26 protein-coding genes are annotated in these 22,690 nt (G+C 69.1%); 16 read left to right on the top strand and 10 right to left on the bottom strand.

Annotated elements, in window-relative coordinates:
• Window positions 1-10: 10 nt before the first annotated feature.
• The 4 genes from J2851_RS33835 to J2851_RS33820 all read right to left on the bottom strand — a co-directional run bounded on the left by J2851_RS33835 (window position 11) and on the right by J2851_RS33820 (window position 1,973).
• Entirely contained in the window at window positions 11-268 is a 258-nt protein-coding gene (locus J2851_RS33835) for a hypothetical protein (RefSeq protein ID WP_209773082.1), read from the bottom strand.
• Between the two features lie 71 nt (window positions 269-339).
• On the bottom strand, window positions 340-975 hold the full coding sequence (locus J2851_RS33830; RefSeq protein ID WP_209773079.1) for a DUF2589 domain-containing protein: 636 nt from the start codon (window positions 973-975) through the stop codon (window positions 340-342).
• Window positions 976-1,011: 36 nt separating this feature from the next.
• Entirely contained in the window at window positions 1,012-1,482 is a 471-nt protein-coding gene (locus J2851_RS33825; protein WP_209773077.1) for a DUF2589 domain-containing protein, read from the bottom strand.
• A 293-nt stretch (window positions 1,483-1,775) separates the two neighbouring features.
• On the bottom strand, window positions 1,776-1,973 hold the full coding sequence (locus J2851_RS33820; protein ID WP_209773075.1) for a hypothetical protein: 198 nt from the start codon (window positions 1,971-1,973) through the stop codon (window positions 1,776-1,778).
• Between the two features lie 565 nt (window positions 1,974-2,538).
• On the opposite strand from J2851_RS33820, the gene J2851_RS33815 reads away from it, so the two are divergent.
• Window positions 2,539-3,591, top strand: a complete 1,053-nt coding sequence (locus J2851_RS33815) for an AraC-like ligand-binding domain-containing protein (protein ID WP_209773073.1) — start codon at window positions 2,539-2,541, stop codon at window positions 3,589-3,591.
• Between the two features lie 32 nt (window positions 3,592-3,623).
• Here J2851_RS33815 and J2851_RS33810 read toward each other — a convergent pair whose 3' ends face one another.
• Window positions 3,624-4,463: an SDR family oxidoreductase gene (locus J2851_RS33810; protein ID WP_209773071.1), complete on the bottom strand. Its 840-nt coding sequence runs from the start codon at window positions 4,461-4,463 to the stop codon at window positions 3,624-3,626.
• A gap of 107 nt (window positions 4,464-4,570) precedes the next feature.
• On the opposite strand from J2851_RS33810, the gene J2851_RS33805 reads away from it, so the two are divergent.
• From J2851_RS33805 to J2851_RS33795, 3 genes are all read left to right on the top strand, one after another.
• Window positions 4,571-5,482 (top strand): LysR family transcriptional regulator, encoded by a 912-nt coding sequence (locus tag J2851_RS33805; RefSeq protein WP_209773058.1) that lies wholly within the window; start codon window positions 4,571-4,573, stop codon window positions 5,480-5,482.
• A 197-nt stretch (window positions 5,483-5,679) separates the two neighbouring features.
• Complete coding sequence (locus J2851_RS33800; RefSeq protein ID WP_209773055.1) at window positions 5,680-6,159, top strand: hypothetical protein; 480 nt, start codon at window positions 5,680-5,682, stop codon at window positions 6,157-6,159.
• A gap of 174 nt (window positions 6,160-6,333) precedes the next feature.
• Window positions 6,334-7,194, top strand: coding sequence for a Crp/Fnr family transcriptional regulator (locus J2851_RS33795; RefSeq protein ID WP_209773053.1), 861 nt, complete (start codon window positions 6,334-6,336; stop codon window positions 7,192-7,194).
• 22 nt (window positions 7,195-7,216) lie between these two features.
• Here the strand turns inward: J2851_RS33795 and J2851_RS33790 are convergent, their stop codons facing one another.
• Window positions 7,217-7,495: a hypothetical protein gene (locus tag J2851_RS33790; protein ID WP_209773051.1), complete on the bottom strand. Its 279-nt coding sequence runs from the start codon at window positions 7,493-7,495 to the stop codon at window positions 7,217-7,219.
• A 133-nt stretch (window positions 7,496-7,628) separates the two neighbouring features.
• Here J2851_RS33790 and J2851_RS33785 point away from each other — a divergent pair, with 133 nt between their 5' ends.
• The gene (locus J2851_RS33785) at window positions 7,629-8,999 is read left to right on the top strand and encodes an ELWxxDGT repeat protein (protein WP_209773049.1); all 1,371 of its coding nucleotides are present in this window, start codon (window positions 7,629-7,631) and stop codon (window positions 8,997-8,999) included.
• 21 nt (window positions 9,000-9,020) lie between these two features.
• Here J2851_RS33785 and J2851_RS33780 read toward each other — a convergent pair whose 3' ends face one another.
• Window positions 9,021-10,007: an aldo/keto reductase gene (locus J2851_RS33780; RefSeq protein WP_209773047.1), complete on the bottom strand. Its 987-nt coding sequence runs from the start codon at window positions 10,005-10,007 to the stop codon at window positions 9,021-9,023.
• A 248-nt stretch (window positions 10,008-10,255) separates the two neighbouring features.
• Between J2851_RS33780 and J2851_RS33775 the strand changes: the two genes are divergently transcribed.
• Together J2851_RS33775 and J2851_RS33770 are read left to right on the top strand one after the other, a co-directional pair.
• Window positions 10,256-10,609: a hypothetical protein gene (locus J2851_RS33775; RefSeq protein WP_209773045.1), complete on the top strand. Its 354-nt coding sequence runs from the start codon at window positions 10,256-10,258 to the stop codon at window positions 10,607-10,609.
• 11 nt (window positions 10,610-10,620) lie between these two features.
• Complete coding sequence (locus tag J2851_RS33770; RefSeq protein WP_246501115.1) at window positions 10,621-11,187, top strand: GNAT family N-acetyltransferase; 567 nt, start codon at window positions 10,621-10,623, stop codon at window positions 11,185-11,187.
• A gap of 5 nt (window positions 11,188-11,192) precedes the next feature.
• Here J2851_RS33770 and J2851_RS33765 read toward each other — a convergent pair whose 3' ends face one another.
• The 3 genes from J2851_RS33765 to J2851_RS33755 all read right to left on the bottom strand — a co-directional run bounded on the left by J2851_RS33765 (window position 11,193) and on the right by J2851_RS33755 (window position 13,954).
• Window positions 11,193-12,179, bottom strand: a complete 987-nt coding sequence (locus J2851_RS33765) for a M23 family metallopeptidase (protein WP_209773043.1) — start codon at window positions 12,177-12,179, stop codon at window positions 11,193-11,195.
• A gap of 13 nt (window positions 12,180-12,192) precedes the next feature.
• Window positions 12,193-12,441: a CBU_0592 family membrane protein gene (locus J2851_RS33760; protein WP_209773040.1), complete on the bottom strand. Its 249-nt coding sequence runs from the start codon at window positions 12,439-12,441 to the stop codon at window positions 12,193-12,195.
• 598 nt (window positions 12,442-13,039) lie between these two features.
• Window positions 13,040-13,954, bottom strand: a complete 915-nt coding sequence (locus tag J2851_RS33755) for a LysR substrate-binding domain-containing protein (protein WP_209773038.1) — start codon at window positions 13,952-13,954, stop codon at window positions 13,040-13,042.
• Window positions 13,955-14,155: 201 nt separating this feature from the next.
• On the opposite strand from J2851_RS33755, the gene J2851_RS33750 reads away from it, so the two are divergent.
• The 9 genes from J2851_RS33750 to J2851_RS33710 all read left to right on the top strand — a co-directional run bounded on the left by J2851_RS33750 (window position 14,156) and on the right by J2851_RS33710 (window position 22,503).
• Window positions 14,156-15,190, top strand: a complete 1,035-nt coding sequence (locus J2851_RS33750; RefSeq protein WP_209773036.1) for an ABC transporter substrate-binding protein — start codon at window positions 14,156-14,158, stop codon at window positions 15,188-15,190.
• Window positions 15,191-15,358: 168 nt separating this feature from the next.
• Window positions 15,359-16,411: an ABC transporter ATP-binding protein gene (locus tag J2851_RS33745; RefSeq protein ID WP_209773027.1), complete on the top strand. Its 1,053-nt coding sequence runs from the start codon at window positions 15,359-15,361 to the stop codon at window positions 16,409-16,411.
• Entirely contained in the window at window positions 16,408-17,340 is a 933-nt protein-coding gene (locus J2851_RS33740) for an ABC transporter permease (RefSeq protein ID WP_209773025.1), read from the top strand. Before J2851_RS33745 ends, J2851_RS33740 begins: the two co-directional genes overlap by 4 nt.
• Entirely contained in the window at window positions 17,337-18,137 is an 801-nt protein-coding gene (locus J2851_RS33735; RefSeq protein WP_209773013.1) for an ABC transporter permease, read from the top strand. Before J2851_RS33740 ends, J2851_RS33735 begins: the two co-directional genes overlap by 4 nt.
• 8 nt (window positions 18,138-18,145) lie before the next feature.
• Window positions 18,146-19,276 (top strand): NAD(P)/FAD-dependent oxidoreductase, encoded by a 1,131-nt coding sequence (locus tag J2851_RS33730; protein WP_209773010.1) that lies wholly within the window; start codon window positions 18,146-18,148, stop codon window positions 19,274-19,276.
• A complete protein-coding gene (locus J2851_RS33725; RefSeq protein ID WP_209773000.1) occupies window positions 19,257-19,553 on the top strand; it encodes a (2Fe-2S)-binding protein in 297 nt (98 codons plus the stop codon). Before J2851_RS33730 ends, J2851_RS33725 begins: the two co-directional genes overlap by 20 nt.
• A complete protein-coding gene (locus J2851_RS33720) occupies window positions 19,550-20,968 on the top strand; it encodes an FAD/NAD(P)-dependent oxidoreductase (protein ID WP_307420892.1) in 1,419 nt (472 codons plus the stop codon). Before J2851_RS33725 ends, J2851_RS33720 begins: the two co-directional genes overlap by 4 nt.
• A 13-nt stretch (window positions 20,969-20,981) precedes the next feature.
• Entirely contained in the window at window positions 20,982-22,109 is a 1,128-nt protein-coding gene (locus tag J2851_RS33715; protein ID WP_209772998.1) for an NAD(P)/FAD-dependent oxidoreductase, read from the top strand.
• A gap of 31 nt (window positions 22,110-22,140) precedes the next feature.
• The gene (locus J2851_RS33710) at window positions 22,141-22,503 is read left to right on the top strand and encodes a RidA family protein (RefSeq protein ID WP_209772996.1); all 363 of its coding nucleotides are present in this window, start codon (window positions 22,141-22,143) and stop codon (window positions 22,501-22,503) included.
• Window positions 22,504-22,690 lie beyond the last annotated feature (187 nt).

Below are 22,690 nucleotides of genomic sequence, written 5' to 3'. Positions count from 1 at the left end.
GCCGCCCCCGCTACTCTTGAAGCCAGTGGGGCCGGCGGGCGAAGCCGACGTGGTAGATCATGCATTGCAGCACGACCTGGTGCTCGCCGATGTTCAGGAGGTTGAAGGTCTTCTCGATGCCCACGATGCGGCCCCGCGGCGGGCCGGCGAGGCATCGGTTGAGGAGGTCGGCCGCGGACCGGGCCTCCTCTTCCGACGCAAGCTTCTCCGGGTCGGTGCTGCCGACCACGATGCGCTTGATGTATCCGACGTCAGTGAGATCAAACATGTCTGGTCGCCTGCCCGGAGAGAATGTGCATGCGCGGGATCAGGCCTTCGCGGGGAAGGCCTCAATTGGCCTTACTCGGCCGGGGCGCCGGAGCCGATCCGCTTGTCGCCTTCCTTCTTCTCGACCTGCTTGGGCGCGACCGACTGCGACAGCATGTCGAGCACGCGGGCCAGGCCTTCGGGCATGCCGTTGTCCTCGGCGTGCACCTCGACGTGGTACTTGGCCGACTGGTCGGTCTGGCGGGTGTTCTCCTTGTGGGAGGCGACCGAGCCGGTCATCTTGACGCTGGCCTTCACCGGGCCCCAGCCGCCGGACACGCTGGCCTGCACCTCGGCCTTGGCGTCGGTGGACTCGACCTGCCGCTCGGAGTTCTTCACCTCCATGTCGAAGGTGATGTCCACCTTGTTGACGGCCAGCGACGGGATCTTCACCACGGCCAGCAGGGGCACGTCGATGGACACGCGCTCGCTGCCGCTGCCGTCCTCGGTCGGACGGTCGTACTTGAACGACACGGTGCGGATGTCGCCGACGGCGCGGCTGTCCTTCTTCAGCTCGTCGGCGGTCGGCGGCATGAAGCCGACGACCTTGATGAAGTCGGCCGTCGCGTTGGCCAGGCGGACCTGCGCCTCGCAGGCCGCCATCAGCGGGCCACCGATCAGGTCGCCCATGGGAAGGCCGCGGAACTGGTCACCCATGTTGATAGGCATTGCTTTTCCCTTTCATTGGTCAGGTTTGCAAATCGGCTAGATTTGCTTGTCGAGGTGCTGGATCAGCCTTGCCATGCCGTCGGACGGCTCCTGGCTCTCGACCTTGAGGGTGACGCGGGCCATCGAGCCCGCGCCACGATCGCGGGGAGCGCCCATATCGACGCTCAGTGACTTGTGGGCGCCCTCGGCCGGCGCTTCGCCGTCGCCGTCGGAGGGGGCCTTGTCGGCAAGCCCGTTCAGGGCGACGTCGAACTGGATCTCGACGTCCTTGATGTTGAGAAGCTGCGGCCCGACCAGCGACAGCAGCGGCACATGCACCAGCCGCTCGTCCTCGGGCTCGGCGTCGATGTCCAGCGACGGCAGGCGGACGTCCACGCTGACCGGGCGGTTGTTCTCGTCGAAATACTGGCGGACGGTCGCGATCTGGAACCGTTGGACCTTGTCCTGCGCATCGGCGACGGCGCCGGCGATGGATTGGATCAGGTCGTGGAGCGTAAGTCCGGACACGGGATCGATTCCTCATTCTGAGTGGTGGGACTTCGTGAACGGTTGCCCGTTCGCGCAAAAATCGCCGCATGACCCAAAAACAAACCCACGCCGACGGACGTCCTTTGGAGTAAAGGATTCGTCAGCCGCATGTGCAGCTTGCTTCTTTTTAAAGTACTAGAATTTCGTCTTGCGGCTTTTGTTTAACATGGGAGTGTAACTGCGCGAGGTTTTTCCATGGCCTTGATGTCTCATTCCGCTTTGCGGTTGGCGTCAACATCCCATGGTGTGGATTTTCGCGCAGGCGCGGCCGGTCATTCCGGGTCGGGGACGGGACGCGCCTGGCCGTCGATCACGACGGCGACCCGCCGGACGCAGGAACTTTCGGTGCGGCTCTCGCTGCGGTGCTCGCGCCGGTAGGTTCCCTCGACCTTGGCCCTGGCCGGGCTGGTGTCCGGGGTGGTGTCCGGGGGCGCAGAAGTGCCCGAAATTCCGGAAGGCGTTGCAACCATTGTCGGTCTCCTGGTGCGTCGTGGCGGTGCGGACGGGCGGCCGGACTGCGGCAAGCCGTTCGGACGGTTCCACCCCACAAGCGGCCTTCCGTGGCCGGAAACGGCACCAGGGCGCATCGCCGCGCCGCGCGCGGGCGGCTGGGTCACGCCATGCCTCCAATCAAATCGACGGAAGTAGATAATGATTGAAGGTTAAATCATGCCTTTGTATGATAAAGACAGAAAACGCCGTTGTTGGTGCCCGTGAGGCGGAACGGCTGATTTTCTACATCATAAAGATTGGCATGTTTTGACCTTGTGTCTCAAAATGATTGCTTGAATGTTTCTAAATTGAAGTAGCTACTCAAATATTGGTGACATTTTCTCCTGCGCATAATACGCCGAAATACGTACGGTGTTGCCTTGATGGACCGCGTTGCGCTGATTAGAGACGGAAGCTAGTCCTAAAAATCTGCCAATAATATTGCAAATTCACCGCCCGGCGATACCGGGGGGAATGGGGAGTGGTGCGCGTTCTTTGGTGAGGATGGGCAACTTAACTCAGACAAGCATGGTGTATTCGGATATGTTGAATGAGGGAAGCGCGCTCCATTTCGACCTGAACGAAATGCCGGAGAACGAACGTATGCCGCTGTGGCGGGACGTGTTCCGACCGCTTTTCGACGTCGAACCCATAAGCGACGGCGGGGCCTTCGGTGGCCAGCTGTCGGTGGCCCGGCTCGGACGGGCGCTGGTGGTGCGGTGCACGGGGGAGCGGCAGCGCTTCGTCCGGTCCATCGGCCACGCCGCGGCGACCGGCCTGGACCACATCGTCGTGCAGGCCTTCCTCCAGGGAGGGGCGGAGGCGCAATGCGCCGGCCGGGCGGTCCGGATCGATCCGGGCGACATCGCCCTGCTCGACCTCGGCCACCCCACCGTCATCGAGACGGAGGCCTTCCGCAGCGTCATGCTCCTGCTGCCGCGCGACCTGATCGCCGGCACCCTGGGGCAGGGCACGCTGCACGGCATGGTGCTGCCGGCACGGCTGACCATGACGCGCCTGTTCGAAAGCCACCTGTCCACGCTCGCCACCGTGGCGACGACCATGGACCGGCTGGAGGCGGACGCCGCCCTGAAGTCCGCCGTGCTGATGCTGGAGCGCACGTCGGCGCTGGTCAGCGACAATTTCCCGGACTCGCTGCAGATGATGCGGACGACCTGCCGCCTGTCGATCCTGGACTACATCGACGCCAACCTCAGCGACCACCGGCTGACGCCGACCCGGCTGGCCGACGCCTTCCGCATGTCGCGCGCCACACTGTACCGGCTGTTCGGCAAGGACGGCGGCGTGGCGGCGCTGATCCAGAACCGTCGGCTCGACCGCTGCTACATGGAGATCACCCGGCCGAGCCGGGGCGGCCGGGTGTCGATCAGCGAGGTCGCCTACACGCACGGCTTCACCAGCGACGCCCATTTCAGCCGCGCCTTCCGGCGGCGCTTCGGCCTCAGCCCGCGGGAAGCGCGCGCCCGGTCGCGGGAGGCGGCGCCCGCCCCGGTCTCGCTTCCCGCGCGCCGCGACGCGGAGACGCTGGCCCACTGGCTGGCCAGCCTGCGACGAAGCCCGGCCGCCACGAACTGACCGGAGGTCAGCCTTCACGAACTGACCGGAGGTCAGCGCTTCACGCGGGGGGCGACGCGGGCGCGCATGAAGGCGAGATAGTCCGCCTCCGACGTCTCCCGGCGGGCGGCGACCAGCGGCTTGATGTCCTCGGTGGCGACGTAGCGGAGCCGGTCGGTGCCGTCGGTGGCCGCGGTGAAGATCACCTCCGCCACCTCCTCGCTGGTGGCGTCGGCGCGGGAGGCGCGCAGGCCCGCGAAGACCTCGTTTGCCGCGGCGACGAAGGGTTCGTAGTCCGGCGGCACCGCGCCCTGCGACGCCTCCAGCCCGCTGCGCTGGCCGAAGCTGGTGCTGGTGACGCCTCCGGGCTCGACGATCTTCACGGCGATGCCGAGGTCGGCCAACTCGTAGGACAGGGATTCGGAGAAGCCCTCCAGCGCGAACTTCGACGCGCAGTAGAGCGAGATCATCGGCAGGGCGAAGACGCCCGCGCCGGAACTGACGTTGACGATGACCCCCGACCGGTTGGCGCGGAAATGCGGCAGCAGGGCGCGGGTCACGTCCATCACGCCGAAGACGTTGACGTCGAACTGCTCCTGCACTTTGGCGCGCGGGGTGGACTCGAAGACGCCGAACAGGCCGAAGCCGGCGTTGTTCACCAGCACGTCGACGCGCCCGAACCGTTCGACCGCCGCGGCGACGGCGGCGTCGATGCTGGCCGGGTCCTGGACGTCCAGCCGCGTGACCAGGACGTTGTCCAGCGCCGCGAGGTCGGCCCCCGCCTCCGGCCGGCGCATGGTGGCGACGACGTTCCAGCCGCGCGCGGCGAACAGGCGGGCGGTGGCCTCGCCGAAGCCGGTCGAGCAGCCGGTGATGAGAACGGTCCCAGTCATGAAATCTGTCACGGATCCTCCTTTGCTGACGTTCCGTCCATATGCGCACGCCCCATTGGTGTGATAATCCGCGCAAAGCCGCATGTGGTGATGCAGGATTTCGCACAATGACCGACCTGAGCCTGGGGGATCTGAAGGCGCTGTCCGCGGTGGCGGCCCACCGCAGCTTCCGCGCCGCCGCGGCGGAGTTGGGCATGTCGCCCTCCGCCCTCAGCCACGCCGTCGCCGGGCTGGAGCGGCGGCTCGGCGTGCGGCTGTTCAACCGCACGACCCGCAGCGTCTCCCTGACCGAGGCGGGGGAGAATTTCCTGGCGCGCGTCCGCCCGGCGATGCGGGAGATTGCCGACGCGGTGGAGACGGTCAACCGCTTCCGCGACACGCCGGCCGGCCTGCTGCGCCTGAACACGTCGGAGGGCGGGGCGGAGCGGGTGCTGCCCATCGTGCTGGACTTCATGGCCACCTATCCGGACATGCGCGTGGACCTGGTCAGCGAGGGCCGGATGGTCGACATCGTCGAGGCCGGGTTCGACGCCGGGCTGCGCCTGGCGGAGGCGGTGCCGCAGGACATGGTGGCGGTTCCGCTGAACATGCCGGAGGCGTTCGCCGTCGTGGCCGCGCCCGAGTGCTTCGCGACGCGCCCGCCGCCGCGGGTGCCGGCCGACCTGTTCGCCCACGACTGCATCCGCACCCGCATGCCGAGCGGCGCCATCCACCGCTGGGAATTCGAACGCCAGGGGGAGGAAATCCGCATCGACCCGCCCGGCCGCCTGACGCTCGGCAGTCACGAGCTGAGTCTGCGCGCCGCCCTGGCCGGCGCGGGGCTGGCCTACGTCACCGAGCGCGCGGCGCGCGCGGACCTCGCGGCCGGGCGGCTGGTGCGCGTGCTGGCGGACTGGACCCCGCCCTTTCCGGGGCTGTGCCTCTACTACCCGCGCCAGCGCCTTCCGTCGGCGGGGCTGCGCGCCTTCATCGCCCATGTCCAGCGTCATGGCCAACGGCACGCCCAACTCCACGCCTAACTCCATGGCCATGCGCTCACCGCACGGCTCCCCACCGGAGTCCAAGGGTGTGCTTTTGTGCGTTGCAGCATAAATTTTCCAGGTCTGGACGATGGGCTTGGACGATGGGGCGGGTGCCCCGGAACGCAGCGCCGTGGGCTTGTCGGCCGTTTGGCCGAAGGGCGTGAAAGCCGCCGGTGCGCAGGCGAGGGATCAGCATGCAGGACGGATCGAACCGGTGGGACGACGCCGGGCAGGACTTGAACTTTCTGACCGCCACCGCCGCGGCCGGCGTGGTCGTCTCCGGCCTCGTCATGGCCGGCTGGTGGTCGCTCGCCGCGGCGAGCCCGGTGGCGGCCACCGACGTCGTCGACCAGGGCGTGCACAACCTCGACCCCGCCGAATGCCGCTCCACGCTGGCCACCGTGCTCAGCGAGTTCCGCAGCGATCCCCGCGTCCTGTGGGTGTGGGCGGAAGAGAGCGCGCCGGCCCGGATCGGCTATCCCATCACGACGGTGGACACCGCCGCGACGCGCGAGGCGCCGCGCCCCTACGCCTTCCGGCCGGACGTCGCGGCGGTGCCCGCGGGGGCTTGCGGCTTCGCGCGCAACTCCCTGCACGCCCTGTCGCTGGGCGGCGTCGCCGGCCCCCTGATGGAGCCGGCGCCGGAGCCCTGGCAAGTCGGTGTGGGGCCTTGACGCGGTTGGTGAAAGACAATCCGCGCATTCGTTACTGATGTCATATCCCAGGTCTACCCCGTACGAAGAATGGACGGGGGCGACCGCGCCGGCCTAGCATTTCCTTCATTCGCAGTGGTTTTTGGCTTTCGGGCCAAGCCTGTCGCGAATGCTGCCCCTGCTGGGAGGCTCATCATGCGTGATGAAGCCGGTGCACGCATCGCACGGTCGGATCGGACACCTGATCTCGGGTTGGCACCCGATTTCGGGCCGGCGCCCGTGCACTGGCTGTCCTGCGGCCAATGCCCGGTCCACGACGTCAGCGTGTGCCGTCGCGTCGACCGGCACGACATCGACCGCCTGTTTCCGCATGGCGCGCGGACGAGCGCCCGGAAGGCCGGGGTCCCGCTGTTCCACCAGGGCGAGCCGTTCGACCACATCCTGATCGTGCAGTCGGGCTGGGCGGTGATCTACAAGCTGTTCGAGGACGGGCGGCGGCAGATCATCCGCTTCGCCATGCCCGGCGACCTGATCGGGTTCGAGGGGTCCGGGGACGCCGGCATGGCCTACAGCGCCGACGCCATCACCGACATGACGGTCTGCGCCATCAAGCGGGCGGTGTTCTACCGGGTCTGCGCGGAGTCCCCCCGGCTTGCCATGAACTTCGCGTCGATCGTGACGCGCGAGGCCCTGGCCGCCTGGAACCACGTCGGCGCGCTGGGGCAGCAGGCGGCCTTGGGGCGGGTCGCCAACCTCCTGCTCGACCTGCACCGGCGCATCACGTCGCACCGGGACGGCCGGACGGACGGGAACCGGCAAAGGGCCGACACGGTCCTGCACCTGCCGCTCAGCCAGATCCACATCGCCGACGCGACGGGGCTGACCCCCGTCCACGTCTGCCGAACGCTGAAGCAGCTGAAGGCGGAGCGCCTCCTGGAATTCCGCAAGGGGGATCTGGTGCTGCTCGACCCCGGCCGCCTGGCCCGGATCGCGCAACTGGATCCCGATATCGGCCCCGACCCCGGTTCCAACATCGGCGCGTCTGCGGTCGCCTGACGCCCGGTTCAGGTCAGCCGGCTCAGGTCAGGAAGCGGAAGCAGTGCTCGTCGCAGCTGACGGCGGGCAGGCCGCGCGCCCGCAGGCCCTTGTTCAAGGCGTCCAGATGCCGCCGGCCGATCTCGTGGATCAGCTCCGGATCGGGGCCGCCGTACAGGTGCCGCAGGTAGGCCGCCAGGATCACGCCGTCCGTGCCGTCCTGGGCCGCGGACTTGGCCAGCGAGTCCACAAGGCCGGCGATCGCGTCCTTGGTCACGGCCGGGCGTTCGACGAGTGTGTGTGCGGCGGTCTCGGTGTTCATGGCACTCTCGCGGCTGTCGGAAGTGGGCGCTGCTCCCTGCGATTTTCGACCCATGGCGGACTGCCGCATTAAACCAGATCAAGTTCGCGCGTGCCCTCCGGCGCCATGCTGGCCCGCCGCGGAGGAGGAACCGATGGACCGCCAGCACACTCCCAGCAGGACAAAAGACAGCGCCCGCTGCTTCGAAGCCAGGTCGGCCAACCCGGCGCACGTCCGGGCGGTGTTCACCGGATGGGACTCCGCCCATGGCCGGGAGATCTGGGCGACCGACGGCCGCTCCGCGCGCCGGGTGAAGGACATCGCGCCGGGATCGGACTCCTCGGACCCGCAGGAGCTGACGGAGGTCGGGAAGTCCGTCTTCTTCACGGCCGACGACAGCACGCATGGGGTGGAGCTGTGGAAGACCGACGGCACGCGGTCCGGCACGTCGCTGGTCAAGGACATCCAGCCGCCCGGCGCCTATTATGATCCCGGCCAGCTGACCGCGGTCGGCCGCAGGCTCTACTTCACCGCCGACGACGGCACGCACGGGACCGAGCTGTGGACGAGCGACGGCACCGCCGCCGGGACGCGGATGGTCACCGACCTCCGGCCCGGCGGGGCCAGCGCCTTCCCGACCGAGCTGACGGCGGTGGGGCGCGATCTGTATTTCAGCGCCAACGACGGCACCCACGGGGTGGCGCTGTGGAAGACCAACGGCACGGCATCCGGCACCACGCTGGTCAAGGACTTCATCCCCGGCGGCTTCGACCCGCCGACGCCCTACAGCCAGGCGCCGCAGCACCTGACCGCCGTCGGCAAGGACCTGTTCCTGACCTCGCGGCAGGGCGGTCTGAACATCGGCCTGTGGAAGACCGACGGCACGCCGCAGGGCACCGTCCTGCTGAAGAACGACCTGTACGACGACCCGCACAGCGGATTCTTCACCAACCTGGAAGCCGCCGGAAACACGCTGTTCTTCAACACAGGCTTCGCGCTGTGGAAGTCGGACGGCACGCCGGAGGGCACGCAGACGGTGAAGTCCTTCGCCGCCCTGCCGGAAACGAACCCGAACAACCTGACCGCCGCCGGCAAGGACCTGTTCTTCACCGCCAACGACGGCGTGCATGGGCGGGAGCTGTGGTTCTCCGACGGCACCACGGACGGCACGCACCTCGTGAAGGACATCACGCCGGGCAGCGAGAGTTCCGGGGTCGGGGACCTGACCGCGCTCGGGAAGGAGCTGTTCTTCACGGCGGCGGAAGGGCATGGCACCCCGGACCTGTGGATGAGCGACGGCACCGCCGCCGGCACCCACAGGGTCAGGGACGTCGCCTCCAACGACGGCTGGTCCTCGCCTTCCGACCTCAGCGTGGTCGACAACAGGCTGTTCTTCAGCGCAACCGACCTGAACCAGGACCGCGTGCTGTTCTCGGTCGACGCCGGCGGGTCGCATGTAACCCGGATCGGCAGCGCCGACCCGGCCTTTCCGTCCTTCGACCCGCACTCGGTGACGCCGATCTGAGGCTCGCCGGTCTGGTCAGGGTCACGCCGGCGTCGGCGCCTGTTGCGGCAGGATGCCGGATTGCTTCAGCTCCTGCCAGAAGGCGGCGGGGATCGGCGCGTTCATCAGGCGCACGTTCTCCTGCACGCGCGGCGGGTTCTTCGTGCCGGGAATGACCGAGGCCACCACCGGGTGCGCCGCGCAGAACTGGAGCGCCGCCGCGCGCAGGTCCACGCCGTGCCGGTTCGCGATCTCCGCCAGCCGGTCGCGGGCCGCGACCTTGTCGGGCGACGCCTCCTGGTATTCGAAGTTCTTCCCCCCGGCGATGATGCCGGAGTTGTAGGGGCCGCCCACCACGACGTGCACGCCGCGTTCCTGGCAGCGGGGGAACAGTTCGTCCAGCGCCGGCTGGTTCAGCAGGCTGTATCGCCCGGCGAGCAGGAAGACGTCCGGATCCGCCCGCTCCAGCGCCATCACGCAGGGCTCCACCCGGTTCACGCCCAGGCCCCAGGCGCGGATCACCCCCTCCTCGCGCAGCTTGGTCAGGGCGACGGCGGCGCCCTTCATGGCGGTGTCGAACACCTCCAGCCAGCGGTCGCCGTGCGCGTCCTCCGCGCAGTCGTGGATGTAGGCGATGTCGATCCGCGCCATGCCCAGCCGCTGCAAACTGTCCTCGATGGAGCGGCGGACGCCGTCGGCGGTGTAGTCGTAGTCGACGCGGAAGGGCAGGCCCTTCACGAAGGGACCGTGCTTGCCGCCCTTGCTGGCGTCGGCGCGCAGCAGCCGGCCGACCTTGGTGGACAGCACGAACTCATCCCGCGGATAGTTCCGCAGGACATGCCCGAAACGGTGCTCGGAGATGCCGGGGCCGTATTCGGGGGCCGTGTCGAAATAGCGGATGCCGGCGTCCCAGGCGGCGACCAGTGTCGCCTCCGCGACGTCGTCCGGCACCTCCTCGAACATGTTGCCGAGGGGCGCGCCCCCGAAGCCGAGCGGGCCCGGCGGGGCGAAATGCTGGGTGTTGGGCATGGTGATCCTCGTGTCTCTCGGCCCGGCGGCGGGTGTTCCAAAAACCTGGCCCAATCAACATGGCGGACGGCGGCACCGTTCCAAGCGCCCCGGTGTCGGCCGGCGCGCTGCCCTTCCCCGAACAGCCAGCCATGCGGCCCGCGCGACTGTCCTGCCGATCAATGACGCTCGACATATGGCTGCAGACTTCCCATTTTCGCCGACTGTCTTTAGGAAATTGCACAAGCAACAGCCAGGAGCCGAGTCCAGTGTCCGTGTCCGCGTCGAGCAGCACCCCCATCGACCCCAAGTCCGAAGCCCGCCGCCAGATCACCGAGGCCATCACCGCGTACCTGCAGGCGTGCAAGGAGCTGGCGGCCGCGACGGAACGCGCGACCGAGACGAGCGGCAGCATCGACACCGCCGCCCGCCGCAAGGCCTACCAGGCGCTGACCGAGCTGGGCGACCGCGTCCGGCTGGCGCAGCGCCGGCTGACCGACGTCGCCAAGCGGGCCCGCCGCGTCATGCCGCTGGCCGATATCGAGGAAGTCGCGAAGAAGCTGGACAAGCGCGATTCCACGGAAAGCGCCGCCGTGCTCGTCAAGTCGGCCCTGGTCGGGTAAGGCCCCGGACCATGCCCCAGACTCTGCTTGGGACCATGGCGGAACCGGTGCTGGAAACCGCGCGGCTGGTCCTCCGTCCCACGCGCGCGGAGGATTTCGAGGGCTGGGCCGCCTGGCGGTCCGACCCGGAGGCCACCCGCTTCGTCGGCGGCCCGCAGGCGCGCTCCCAGGCGTGGCGGGATTTCCTGACCATGGCCGGCGCCTGGTCGATGCAGGGCTTCGGCATGTTCTCGGTCATCGAGAAGGCGACCGGGCGCTGGGTCGGCCGCCTCGGCCCCTGGATGCCCGAGGGCTGGCCGGGGCCGGAGATCGGCTGGGGCCTGTCGCGGGATTCCTGGGGCAAGGGCTACGCGACCGAGGGCGCCGCCGCGGCCATCGACTGGGCCTTCGACGTGCTGGGCTGGACGGAGGTCATCCACTCCATCGACCCGGACAACGCCCCGTCGCAGGCCGTGGCGCGCCGGCTCGGGTCGGACCTGCGCGGCCCCGGCCGCCTTCCGGCGCCCTTCGAGGCCGCGCCCATCGAGATCTGGGGCCAGACGCGCGAGCAGTGGCGGGCGCGCCGCGCAAGCCTGTAAACGTCCTATGGCGCGATGCTGCGCTCCAGGGTGACCACCGCTTCGCCGCCGCGGATCAGCGTGACGGTGCCGCGGTAGGGCCCCCGGGGCCAGCCGCCGGCCGGGCGCTTCAGCCCCTGGTAGCCGAACCAGGCCGCCTTGTCGCCGGTCAGCGCGGTCGTGTGCTCGAACAGCACGCGGCCGTCCGCCGCCTCGATCCGCACGCGCTGGCTGTCGCCGGCCTTGGCACCCATGATGTCCGACCACATCACCAGAAGCGGGGCGTCGGCGGTCAACCGGTCGGCGTCGTACTCGCCATGGCGCGCGGCCTCGTCCTCCGGGATGCGGACCGCGAAGCCGGCGCCGAGCCCCGCCGTGGGCTTGTAGGCAAGATCCTTGGCCGCCGCGGCGCTCCACAGCGCATGGCCGGGCTGGCCGCAGGCGGCGGGCGGTTCCTCCCCGACGAAGGGATCGACCACCTTGCCGTTGTGGCGCACGCCGAAATGGACGTGCGGGAACTCCGTCAGCCCCGACAGCCCGACGAGGCCGAGTTTCTGCCCGCTCTCCACCCGCTGGCCGGGCGTCACGGCGACGCTGCCGCGCTTCATGTGCAGGTAGGCGGTCTGCCAGCCGTCGCCGTGGTCGATGATGACGGCGTTGCCGGCCCCGACGTTCGTCACTTTGTCGCGGCCGACGATCCTGGCGTTCACGTCCTCCATCCCGTCGCGCACGCGCAGCACGGTGCCCGCGGCGGCGGCGAGCACCGGCACCCCCCGGTCCATCATGCGGTAGTCGGGCAGGCGGAAGTCCGTGCCGTCGTGCCCGTCGTAGCTCAGCCGCCCGCAGGCGTGGTCCCGCCAGCCCGGCCCGGGATCCTCGTCCACATAGTTCTGGACGAAGCAGACCTCCCCGACGCGGCAGTCGATCGGCAGTTCGAAACGCGGCTCCCCCGCCGCGGCAAGCGCGAGCGGGGCGAGCAGGACCAGGGCGGCGACGGTCAGATGGCGAAACATGCGGAACCCTGTATTACGGCTGCGCCGGCTTGGAGCGCGACCGCGCGTAGCCGACGATCGTGAAGAGCAGCCAGGCGGACTGGGTGATGAAGGACGGCATGTTGAAGTCGAACGCCAGCGAATACAGGATCGCCACGGCGCCGACGCCGTTGAGCAGCGCGTACCGGCTGTCCTCGACCTTCAGCCGGCCGAGTTGCAGCAGGCCGTAGGCCGACAGATAGGCCGCGACCCCGATCAATCCGACAACGTTCGCCACGCTCATCACACGGTCCCGAAAGCCTCCCCGCCGGGCGTCAGCATCACATTTTCCGCCCGTCGGGGGGAAGTGGCCTTTGCCGGGCGGGCCGTGCCGCGTGCTAAACTGCACAATCGTTACGAACCAAGAACGAGAATGGAGACGCCCCCATGCCGCACGCCACGCCGGCCGAGGACTTGCCGCCGGAGATCACCGGGCCAGCCGCCTGGTACGGCCCGGACATGGCCGCGGACGGCGCGTGGGTCAGGCCCCTGACCGCCGCCGAGGTTGCGGAGGTGGAGCGCGCCGTCGCCGCCGGCACCTGCTGCGGCTCTGGCTCGCGGCCGGATTGCGCCCGCTGCCGCCCGTCTTCGCGGAACGTTTCGGCACGGTCACGCCGGGGGAGCGCGGCGGCATCATCGTGCCGGGCACCCTGCTGAACGCCCCGCTGGAAGCGGTCTGATCGCGTCAACGGACAAAGCGCTCGCACGCGGCCGTTCTTAACCCTCTCCCCTCTGGGGAGAGGGCAGGGTGAGGGGGCTGTGCGTGGTGGTGTATTCGGCAAAAGCGCAACCCCCTCACCCTAACCCTCTCCCCAGAGGGGAGAGGGAACTTGGAATGCGCGTCAGCCGTGCGCACCCCGTTCCCTCCGGCCGGAGGTGGCGACGGCCGAGCGGAACCCGCTCAGGAAATCCTGAGCCAGCGTGGACAGGGAGCGCTGGGCGGAATGCAGCACGGCCATCTCGAAATTGATCGTCGGCACGAACGGGCGGATGGCGATGCCGCGCCCGGCGTATTCCTCCGCCGTGAAGGGATCGACGATGGCCACGCCCACGCCGGAGGCCACCATCGCGCAGGCGATCATGGTCAGCTGCGTTTCCACGTGCATCGTCCGCGTCACGCCATGGTCGGCGAACACCGCGTCGATGCGGTAGCGCAGCAGCGTCGATGGGCCGAGGGAAATGAAGGCTTCTCCCGCAAAATCCTCCGGCGTCAGGTGGCTGCGTTCCGCCAGCGGATGCTGGCTTGGCACGACGGCGACCACGGGGACGGGCGGCAGCTTCTCGCTCAGCACCGTCGTGTGCTCCACCGGCGTCTGGACGAAGCCAAGCTCGCACTGCCCGGCCGCCACCCAGTCCAGAATGACGGTCGAGCTGCTGCCCCACAGCGACACGTCCACGCGCGGCCGCTGGTCCAGGAAGCGTGCGACGAAGCGCGGCAGGAATCCGATGGCGAGCGCCGGCATGGCCCCGATGCGCAGCGTGCCTGTGCGGCGTTCCTGAAGGTCGCGGGCCGCCTGCTCGATCCGCTCCAGCCCGACGAAGGACCGTTCGACCTCCTGGTACAGCGACAGCGCCTCGCTGGTCGGCGCGATGCGCGAGCCGCGGCGTTCGAACAGGGTCAGTTTCAGCGCGTATTGCAGGTCGGCGATCAGGCGGCTGACCGCGGGCTGCGAGATGTTCAGCAGCTCCGCCGCCGCGGTGATTCCGCCGGTCAGCATGACGGCGCGGAAGGCTTCGATCTGGCGCGGGTTGAGCATCGTAAGGGCCGGTCGGAATGCTGCGGATGCGTTGCAGCATAACATTTCGTCATGGACACCCCCAACATTTCGATTTGACGATTATGCCGTCGGGACGCAACGCTCTGGGTCGTGCGACAAAGTGCGCACCGCGGCGAACGGCCGCAACGAACGAGTCACGGCGAACAGACGCAACGAACGAACCGGAACAGGAGAGGGCAGATGCGGGCATTGGTCTACGGCTTGATGGCGACCGCCGCCGTGTGGTGCGGCACGGCTCAGGCCCAGCAGAAGACGCTGTACGTCGCCGCCTACGGCGGTTCCTTCGAACAGACCATGCGCAAGGACGTCATTCCGCCCTTCGAGCAGAAGACGGGCGTGAAGATCGAATACGTCGCCGGCAACTCCACCGACAACCTCGCCAAGCTCCAGGCGCAGAAGGGCAACCAGCAGATCGACGTGGTCATGCTGGACGACGGCCCGATGTACCAGGCCGTGGCGCTGGGCTTCTGTTCCGACCTCGCCAAGGCGCCGATCTACGACGACCTGTACGACCTCGCCCGGATCCCGTCGGGCAAGGCGGTGAACTTCGGCGCCGTCGGCACCGGCATCGTCTACAACAAGAAGGTCTTCGACGAGAACAAGTGGCCGGCCCCGTCCTCCTGGAAGGACATCGAGGACGCCAAGTTCAAGAAGAAGCTGGTCGTTCCGCCGATCAACAACTCCTACGGCCTGCACGCGCTGGTGATGATGGCGCGGCTGAACGGCGGCGGCGAGAAGAACATCGATCCGGGCTTCAAGGAGTTCAAGGACAAGGTCAACCCGAACGTGCTCGCCTACGAGCCGTCGCCGGGCAAGATGACCGAGCTGTTCCAGAGCGGCCAGGCGGACATCGCCGTCTGGGGCTCGGGCCGCGCCAAGGCGCTGGCCGACACCGGCTTCCCGGCGGCCTTCGTCTACCCGAAGGAAGGCGGCATCGTGCTGGCCTCGGCGGCCTGCCAGATCGCCGGCAGCAAGCAGGCGGCGGAGGCCCAGCAGTTCATCCAGCACATGCTGACGCCGGAGGTGCAGACCGCCATGGCCGTCAGCGCCGGCTTCGGCCCGGTGAACAAGAAGGTGACCCTCTCGCCCGAGCAGCAGACCGGCATCCCCTACGGGCCGGAGCAGATGGGCAAGCTGCTGGTCGTGGATTGGGACACCATCAACGCCAACCGCGAGGCCTGGAACAAGCGCTGGACCCGCGAAATCGAGCGCTGACGCGCATTTTTCGAAAGCCCCTCTCCCTTGATGGGAGAGGGGTTGGGGTGAGGGTGAAACGTCGGCAATTGGCGAACTTCGGTTTTTTTCCGCCCTGCCGGGCGTAACGACCCCTCATCCCAACCCTTCTCCCACAAGGGGAGAAGGGCCAGAGGCGGAGACGGAACCATGCCTTACCTTGTCCTGGACAAGCTGACCAAGCGGTTCGGCCAGTGGCTGGCCGTGGACAACCTGTCGCTGACGGTGGAGAAGGGGGAGCTGATCTCCCTGCTCGGGCCGTCGGGCTGCGGCAAGACCACGACCTTGCAGATGATCGCCGGCTTCCTCGACCCCAGCGGCGGGCGCGTCACGCTGGACGGCGCCGACCTCTTGGCCAAGAAGCCGAACGAGCGCGGCCTCGGCATCGTCTTCCAGAGCTACGCGCTTTTCCCGCACATGACCGCGGCGGAAAACGTCGCCTTCGGGCTGGAGATGCGCAGCATCCCCCGCGCCGACCGCGACCGGATGGTCAAGGACGCCTTGCAGCTGGTGGGTCTGGGCGCCTTCGGCGACCGCTACCCGCGGCGCATGTCCGGCGGCCAGCAGCAGCGCGTGGCGCTCGCCCGCGCTCTGGTCATCAAGCCGAGCCTGCTCCTGCTCGACGAGCCGCTGTCCAACCTCGACGCCAAGATGCGCGAGGAGATGCAGATCGAGCTGCGGCGCATCCAGCGCACCGTCGGCACCACCATGATCCTCGTCACCCACGACCAGGCGGAGGCCATGGCCCTGTCCGACCGCGTGGTGATCATGAACAAGGGCAAGGTGGAGCAGGTCGCCGCCCCGCAGGATGCCTATGACAACCCGGCCAGCGCCTTCGTCGCCAACTTCCTCGGCCGCACCAACCTGCTCCAGGGCACGCTGCGCCAGGATGGCGGCGGCTGCCGCATCGACGTGGCCGGCACCGCCTGGCCGGTCGCGGCGGAGCTGCCCGCCGGCCCCGGCGTGCTGACCGTCCGGCCGGAGAAGGTGACGTTTGTTGACGGTGCCGGCGTGCCGGGCTTCGTCCGGGCGCGGGTCTTCCAGGGCACGCAGTGGCTGTTCGAGATCCAGACCGACGCCGGCCCCCTGACGGTCATCCGCCAGCACGACGGCCAGATCCTCCCCGCCGAGAACGAGCGGGTGACGGTCGGCTGGCGCGCGGAGGACATGCGGGTGATGGCCGGCACGGCGGGTGGGGCATGACCGCCGTGGACAGCCAGAACGCCCTCAGCATGGACCCGGCGGCCGATACCGCCGCACCGCCGCCCGACAAGCCGGAGCGCCGAAATTGGGCGCCCTACCTCCTCAGCCTGCCGGCGCTGGCGCTCTACGCGGTGCTGCTGGTCGTGCCGCTGGCGATGACGCTTCTGCTGTCGCTGAACAGCTTCGGCTTCTACACCGGCATCCAGGACGTCTGGCAGCTCGGCAACTACACCGACATCGTCACCGACGACTATTTCCACGAGATCTTCCTGCGGACCTTCCGCATCGCCGTGCTGGTGACGTTGCTCTGCGCCGTGCTCGGCGCGCCGGAGGCCTACGTCCTGCGCCGCATGAAGTCGCCGTGGCGCGGCCTCTGCCTGCTGGTCGTGCTGGGTCCGCTGCTGATCTCGGTGGTGTCGCGCACGCTGGGCTGGGCGCTGCTGTTCGGCTCCACCGGCATCATCAACACGGCGCTGATGGGCATCGGGCTGATCGCGACGCCCATCGAGTTCATGTACACGGAAACCGGCGTGGTCATCGCGCTGACCCACGTGCTGGTGCCCTTCATGGTGCTGTCGGTGTGGGCCTCCCTTCAAAGGCTCGACCCGCAGGTGGAGAACGCGGCCCTGTCGCTGGGCGCCAAGCCCTTCACGGTGCTGCGCCGCGTGGTGCTGCCGCAGGTCGTGCCGGGCATCCTGTCCGGTTCCATCATCGTCTTCGCGCTGGCCGCCAGCGCCTTCGCCACCCCGGCCATCATCGGCGGGCGGCGCCTGAAGGTCGCGGCGACGCTGGCCTACGACGAGTTCCTGAACACGCTCAACTGGCCTCTCGGTGCCGCGGTCGCGATCCTGCTGCTGATCGCCAACGTGGTCATCATCGTCGGCTGCAACCGGCTGATCGAGCGTCGCTACAAGCAGGTGTTCGAATGAACCGCAACGGCCCCATCGCGCTGATCTTCCACACACTGTTCCTGGGCTTCCTGCTGGCGCCGATCCTGATCGTCTGCGTGGTCGCCTTCACCTCGCAGGGCTACCTGTCGCTGCCGACGGAAGGTCTATCGCTGCGCTGGTTCAAGGCCATCGCCGACAACCCGGAATTCGTGCGCGCCTTCCGCGACAGCCTCGTGCTGGGGGCCATCAGCTCCACGCTGGCGGTCGGCTTCTCCATCCCGGCGGCACTCGCCATCGCCCGCCACCAGTTCCCGGGGCGGGAGGCGATCACGGCGCTGTTCCTGTCGCCGCTGATGGTGCCGCACATCGTGCTGGGCATCGCCTTCCTGCGCTTCTTCACGCAGATCGGCCTTGGCGGCACCTTCGCCGGGCTGGTGCTGAGCCACGTGGTCATCATCCTTCCCTTCGCGCTGCGGCTGATCCTGGCGGCCTCCACCGGTATGGACCGGTCCATCGAGAACGCGGCGGCCTCGCTCGGCGCCACCTCCTGGACGACCTTCCGGCGCGTGACGCTGCCGCTGATCCTGCCGGGCGTGGCGAGCGGCTGGGTGCTGGCCTTCATCAACAGCTTCGACGAGGTGACGATGACCGTCTTCATCGCCTCGCCGGAAACGACGACCCTGCCGGTCCGCCTCTTCCTCTACATCCAGGACAACATCGACCCGCTGGTGGCTGCGGTTTCCGCCGCGCTGATCTTCATGACGGTGGGCGCGATGCTGGTGCTGGATCGGCTCTACGGGCTTGAGCGGCTGCTGGTCGGCCGCGGACAGGAGTGACCTTCACCATGACCCAAACAACGAGGTCCGACTACGACGTCGCGGTGATCGGCGGCGGGCTGGTCGGATCGGCCATCGCCTGGGGCCTCGCCCAGCACGGGCAGAAGGTGGCGATCCTGGACGAGGGGGACATCGCCGTCCGCCCGTCGCGCGGCAACTTCGCGCTCGTCTGGGTGCAGGGCAAGGGGCTGGGGCTGCCGGAATACGCCGGCTGGACCAAGCGGTCCGCCGACAACTGGACCGGCTTTTCCGCCCAGCTGCGCGAGCAGACCGGCATCGACGTCTGCTACGAACGGCCCGGCGGCTTCCTCCCCCTCCTGTCGGAGGCGGAGATGGAGCACCGCGCCAACCAGCTGAAGCGCCTGCACAACCAGCCGAACGTCGTCCGCTACGACTACGAGATGATGGACCGCGCCGCCGTGGCGAAGGAGATGCCCTTCATCGGTAAGGACGTGGTCGGGGCGAGCTATTGCCCGTTGGACGGCCATTGCAACTCGCTGAAGCTGCTGCGCGCGCTGCACACCGGCATCAGCCTCAGCGGCGTCGCCTACCTGCCGAACCACCGCGTGGAGCGGATCGAGCAGCGTGAGGGCGGCTTCCGCATGGTCACGGCCTCGGGCGAGGTGCGGTCGGGCAAGGTGGTGATCGCCGCCGGGCACGACGGCCGCCGGCTGGCGCCGATGGTCGGGCTGGACGCCCCCGTGCGGCCGGAGCGCGGCCACATCATCGTGACGGAGAAGACCGCCCCCTTCCTGAAGTTCCCGGTCGGCTTCATCCGCCAGACCGACGAGGGCGGGGTGATGATCGGCGACTCTTTTGAGGACGTCGGGCTCGACACCACGGTGCGCAACGGCGTCACCTCCACCATCGCCGACCGCGCCATCCGCATCTTCCCGTTGCTGGGCAAGCTGAACGTGGTGCGGACCTGGGCGGCGCTGCGCGTGCTGACGCCGGACGGCTTCCCGATCTACGAGCAGTCCACCAGCATGCCCGGCGCCTTCGTCGCCACCTGCCACAGCGGCGTGACGCTCGCCGCCAACCACGCGCTGGCGCTGGCCCCGCACATCGCGGCCGGCGGCCTGCCGGACGAGTTCACGGCTTTCAGCGCCCGGAGGTTCCATGTTCCAGCGGCTGCCTAACGCGTCCGGAGAGCGCGTGTCCTTCACCATCGACGGCCGCGCGGCCGAGGCGTTGTCGGGCGACAGCGTCGCCGCGGCGCTGATCGCCAATGGCGTGCAGACCTGCCGGGCCACCCCGGTGTCCGGCGCCCCGCGCGCGCCCTATTGCATGATGGGCGTGTGCTTCGACTGCCTGGTGACCATCGACGACGTCGGCAACCAGCAGGGCTGTCTGGTGCGGGTGCGCCCCGGCATGCGGGTCGAGACCCAGAACGGCAAGCGGGAGATCGAACGGTGAGTGACCTGAAGCCTCGCTATGACCTCGCCGTGATCGGTGCCGGCCCGGCCGGCCTTGCCGCCGCGACGCTCGCCGCCCAGCGCGGCCTGTCCACGGTGCTGCTGGACGAGCAGCGCGCCCCCGGCGGCCAGATCTACCGCGCCGTCACGCAGACGCCGGTGAAGAACCCCAGCGTGCTGGGCTCCGACTACTGGCACGGCGCCGACCTCGTCGGGCCGTTCCGCGACAGCGGCGCCGACTACGCGCCCGGTTCCACGGTGTGGAGCGTCTCGCGCAGCCTGGACATCGGCCTGTCGCGCGACGGTGCGGCGCGCGTGCTGCCGGCCCGCCACATCATCCTGGCGACCGGCGCCATCGAGCGCCCCTTCCCGATTCCGGGCTGGACGCTGCCGGGCGTGATGGGCGCGGGGGCCGCGCAGATCCTGCTGAAGACCTCCGGCCTCGTCGCCTCGGGCAACGTGGTGCTGGCCGGGACGGGGCCGCTCCTGTGGCTGCTGGCCTGGCAGTATCTGCGTGCCGGTGCGCGGATCGACGTGATCCTCGACACCACCCCGCGGGAGAACTGGCGTCAGGCCATGCCGCACATGGGCGCCTTCGCGCGCTCCGGCTATGTGGCCAAGGGCCTGAAGCTGCTGCTGGAGGTCCGCCGCAAGGTCAAGGTGATCGGCAACGTCACCAGCCTGAAGGCCGAGGGCGATGGGCGCGTGCAGTCCGTCCTCTACCGCCAGGGCGACGGGGCGGAGCAGCGCCTTCCGGCCGACACGCTGCTGCTGCATCATGGCGTGATCCCCAACATCAACCTCGCCAACGCCACCGGCTGCGCCCAGAACTGGGACGAGGCGCAGCGCTGCTGGGTCCCCACCGTGGACGCCTGGGGCGCCACCTCGGTGGAGGGCGTGTCCATCGCCGGCGACGGCGCCGGCATCGGCGGCGCGCTGGCGGCGGAGCATCGCGGCCGTCTGGCGGCGCTGGATGCGCTGCACCGCCTCGGCGTTCTCGACCGCGCGACGCGCGACCGCGACGCCGCCCCGCACCGGGAGGCGCTGGACAAGGCGCAGCGCGGGCGCGAATTCCTCGACACGCTCTACAGCCCGGCCAAGGACTTCCGTGTGCCGCAGGACGAGACCATCGTCTGCCGCTGCGAGGAGGTGACCGCCAAACAGGTCCGCGACGCGGTGAAGCTGGGAGTCAGCGGTCCGAATCAGACCAAGTCCTTCCTGCGCTGCGGCATGGGCCCCTGCCAGGGGCGCCTCTGCGGCCCGACGGTGGTGGAGGTGATCGCCGACGCCCGCGGCGTCTCTCCGGCCGAGGTCGGCTACTACCGCCTGCGCCCGCCGGTGAAGCCGATCACGCTGGCCGAACTCGCCTCCCTGCCCAAGGCCGAGGACGAGATCGCCGCCGTGATGCACCACTGAGGACAGGCGCCCTATGTCGAGCCCGGATGTCATCGTCATCGGCGGCGGCCTGCACGGCTGCTCCGCCGCCCTGCACCTCAGCCTTCGCGGGGTGAAGGTGCTGGTGCTGGAGAAGGACCACATCGGCCGCCACGCCTCCGGCGTGAACGCGGGCGGCGTGCGCCAGCTCGGCCGCCATGTGGCGGAGGTGCCGCTGACCGTCGCCTCCATGGCGCTGTGGCACGGCATCCGGGACCTCGTGGACGACGACTGCGGCTTCGAAAGCCACGGCCAGGTCAAGGTCGCGGAGACGGAGGCGGAGCTGGCGATTTGCCAAGCCCGCGCCGACCAGCTCCGCGCGCTGGGCTTCACGCACGAGGAGGTGGTGGACCAGGCGGAGCTGCGCCGCCTCGTCCCGGCCATCGCGGAGCACTGCGTCGGCGCGCTGGTCTCCCGCCGGGACGGCGCGGCCATCCCCTACCGCACCACCTTCGCCTTCAAGCGCAAGGCGGAGAGCCTGGGCGCGCGCTTCGTGGAAGGGGTGACGGTCACCAAGATCGCCCGCGACGGCAAAAATTGGGCGGTCGAGACGTCGGACGGGGCACGCCACGCCGCACCGATCCTCGTCAACTGCGCGGGCGCCTGGGCCGACCGCATCGCCGCCCAACTGGGGGAGCCGGTGCCGCTGGAGGCTATCGCGCCCATGCTGATGATCACCGCGCGCGTGCCGCCCTTCATCAAGCCGGTGGTCGGGGCCACGGGACGGACGCTGTCCTTCAAGCAGTTCCCGAACGGGACGGTGCTGATCGGCGGCGGGCTGCTGGGCCGCGCCTACCGCGACGAGAACCGGACCGACCTGGACTTCGCCCAGATCCGGACCAACGCCCGCACGGTGTGGGACCTGTTCCCGGTCATGCGCAGCGCGACCATCGTCCGCGCCTGGGCGGGGATCGAGGCGCGCATGCCCGACGACATCCCGGTGATCGGCCCCAGCGGCACGGAGGAGGGCGTGTACCACGCCTTCGGCTTCTCCGCGCACGGTTTCCAGCTCGGCCCCATTGTCGGGCGGATCACCGCCGACCTAATAACGCAGGGGCAGACCGACCTGCCCATCGAGCCCTTCCGGATCCAGCGCTTCCGCCGCGACGCGGTCGCGGCCTGACGGATCCCCTTTGCATTCAGGAGTGAGAGCCTTGCCGATTCAGCGTTTCGATTGCGGCCCGCGGATGAGCGAGATGGTCATCCACAACGATACCGTCTACCTCTGCGGCCAGATCGCCGACTTCGAGGCCATGGGCGGCGTGACCAGCGACGTGGAGGCCCAGACCCGCGACGTGCTGCGCCAGATCGACGTGCTGCTGGAGCGCGCCGGCACGGACAAGAGCAAGCTGCTGACCGCGACCGTCTACCTCGCCGACATGAGCGCGTTCGCGAAGATGAACGCCGCCTGGGACGCCTGGGTCGACCGCGCCAACGCCCCCGCCCGCGCCACCGTGGAGGCAAAGCTCGCCAACCCCGACCTGCTGGTCGAGATCCAGGTGATCGCCGCGCGGTAAGGCGACGCCCTTCCTAAATTCCCTCTCCCCTCTGGGGAGAGGGTTAGGGTGAGGGGGCGGCCGCAGGCCGGAAACGCACGCTCATTGCAGTGCTGTGTCGCCCTTCGGGCGGGGGGGGGGGGGGGGGGGGGGGGGGGGGGGGGGCCGGGGGGGGGGGGCGGGGGGGGGCGCCGGGCGGCCGGACCCA

This window comes from Azospirillum rugosum (genome assembly GCF_017876155.1).
Taxonomy (GTDB): Bacteria; Pseudomonadota; Alphaproteobacteria; order Azospirillales; family Azospirillaceae; genus Azospirillum; species Azospirillum rugosum.
Note: the sequence above shows the minus strand (reverse complement) of the source record. Positions and strands in the feature narration are given on the sequence as shown.

Coding starts and splice junctions, on each gene's coding strand:
- J2851_RS33730 (WP_209773010.1), top strand. CDS start 18,146: ATGACCCAAACAACGAGGTCCGACTACGACGTCGCGGTGATCGGCGGC.
- J2851_RS33785 (WP_209773049.1), top strand. CDS start 7,629: ATGGACCGCCAGCACACTCCCAGCAGGACAAAAGACAGCGCCCGCTGC.
- J2851_RS33745 (WP_209773027.1), top strand. CDS start 15,359: ATGCCTTACCTTGTCCTGGACAAGCTGACCAAGCGGTTCGGCCAGTGG.
- J2851_RS33810 (WP_209773071.1), bottom strand. CDS start 4,463: ATGACTGGGACCGTTCTCATCACCGGCTGCTCGACCGGCTTCGGCGAG.
- J2851_RS33800 (WP_209773055.1), top strand. CDS start 5,680: ATGCAGGACGGATCGAACCGGTGGGACGACGCCGGGCAGGACTTGAAC.
- J2851_RS33740 (WP_209773025.1), top strand. CDS start 16,408: ATGACCGCCGTGGACAGCCAGAACGCCCTCAGCATGGACCCGGCGGCC.
- J2851_RS33715 (WP_209772998.1), top strand. CDS start 20,982: ATGTCGAGCCCGGATGTCATCGTCATCGGCGGCGGCCTGCACGGCTGC.
- J2851_RS33790 (WP_209773051.1), bottom strand. CDS start 7,495: ATGAACACCGAGACCGCCGCACACACACTCGTCGAACGCCCGGCCGTG.
- J2851_RS33735 (WP_209773013.1), top strand. CDS start 17,337: ATGAACCGCAACGGCCCCATCGCGCTGATCTTCCACACACTGTTCCTG.
- J2851_RS33830 (WP_209773079.1), bottom strand. CDS start 975: ATGCCTATCAACATGGGTGACCAGTTCCGCGGCCTTCCCATGGGCGAC.
- J2851_RS33805 (WP_209773058.1), top strand. CDS start 4,571: ATGACCGACCTGAGCCTGGGGGATCTGAAGGCGCTGTCCGCGGTGGCG.
- J2851_RS33815 (WP_209773073.1), top strand. CDS start 2,539: ATGTTGAATGAGGGAAGCGCGCTCCATTTCGACCTGAACGAAATGCCG.
- J2851_RS33780 (WP_209773047.1), bottom strand. CDS start 10,007: ATGCCCAACACCCAGCATTTCGCCCCGCCGGGCCCGCTCGGCTTCGGG.
- J2851_RS33835 (WP_209773082.1), bottom strand. CDS start 268: ATGTTTGATCTCACTGACGTCGGATACATCAAGCGCATCGTGGTCGGC.
- J2851_RS33750 (WP_209773036.1), top strand. CDS start 14,156: ATGCGGGCATTGGTCTACGGCTTGATGGCGACCGCCGCCGTGTGGTGC.
- J2851_RS33725 (WP_209773000.1), top strand. CDS start 19,257: ATGTTCCAGCGGCTGCCTAACGCGTCCGGAGAGCGCGTGTCCTTCACC.
- J2851_RS33795 (WP_209773053.1), top strand. CDS start 6,334: ATGCGTGATGAAGCCGGTGCACGCATCGCACGGTCGGATCGGACACCT.
- J2851_RS33760 (WP_209773040.1), bottom strand. CDS start 12,441: ATGAGCGTGGCGAACGTTGTCGGATTGATCGGGGTCGCGGCCTATCTG.
- J2851_RS33820 (WP_209773075.1), bottom strand. CDS start 1,973: ATGGTTGCAACGCCTTCCGGAATTTCGGGCACTTCTGCGCCCCCGGAC.
- J2851_RS33755 (WP_209773038.1), bottom strand. CDS start 13,954: ATGCTCAACCCGCGCCAGATCGAAGCCTTCCGCGCCGTCATGCTGACC.
- J2851_RS33765 (WP_209773043.1), bottom strand. CDS start 12,179: ATGTTTCGCCATCTGACCGTCGCCGCCCTGGTCCTGCTCGCCCCGCTC.
- J2851_RS33770 (WP_246501115.1), top strand. CDS start 10,621: ATGCCCCAGACTCTGCTTGGGACCATGGCGGAACCGGTGCTGGAAACC.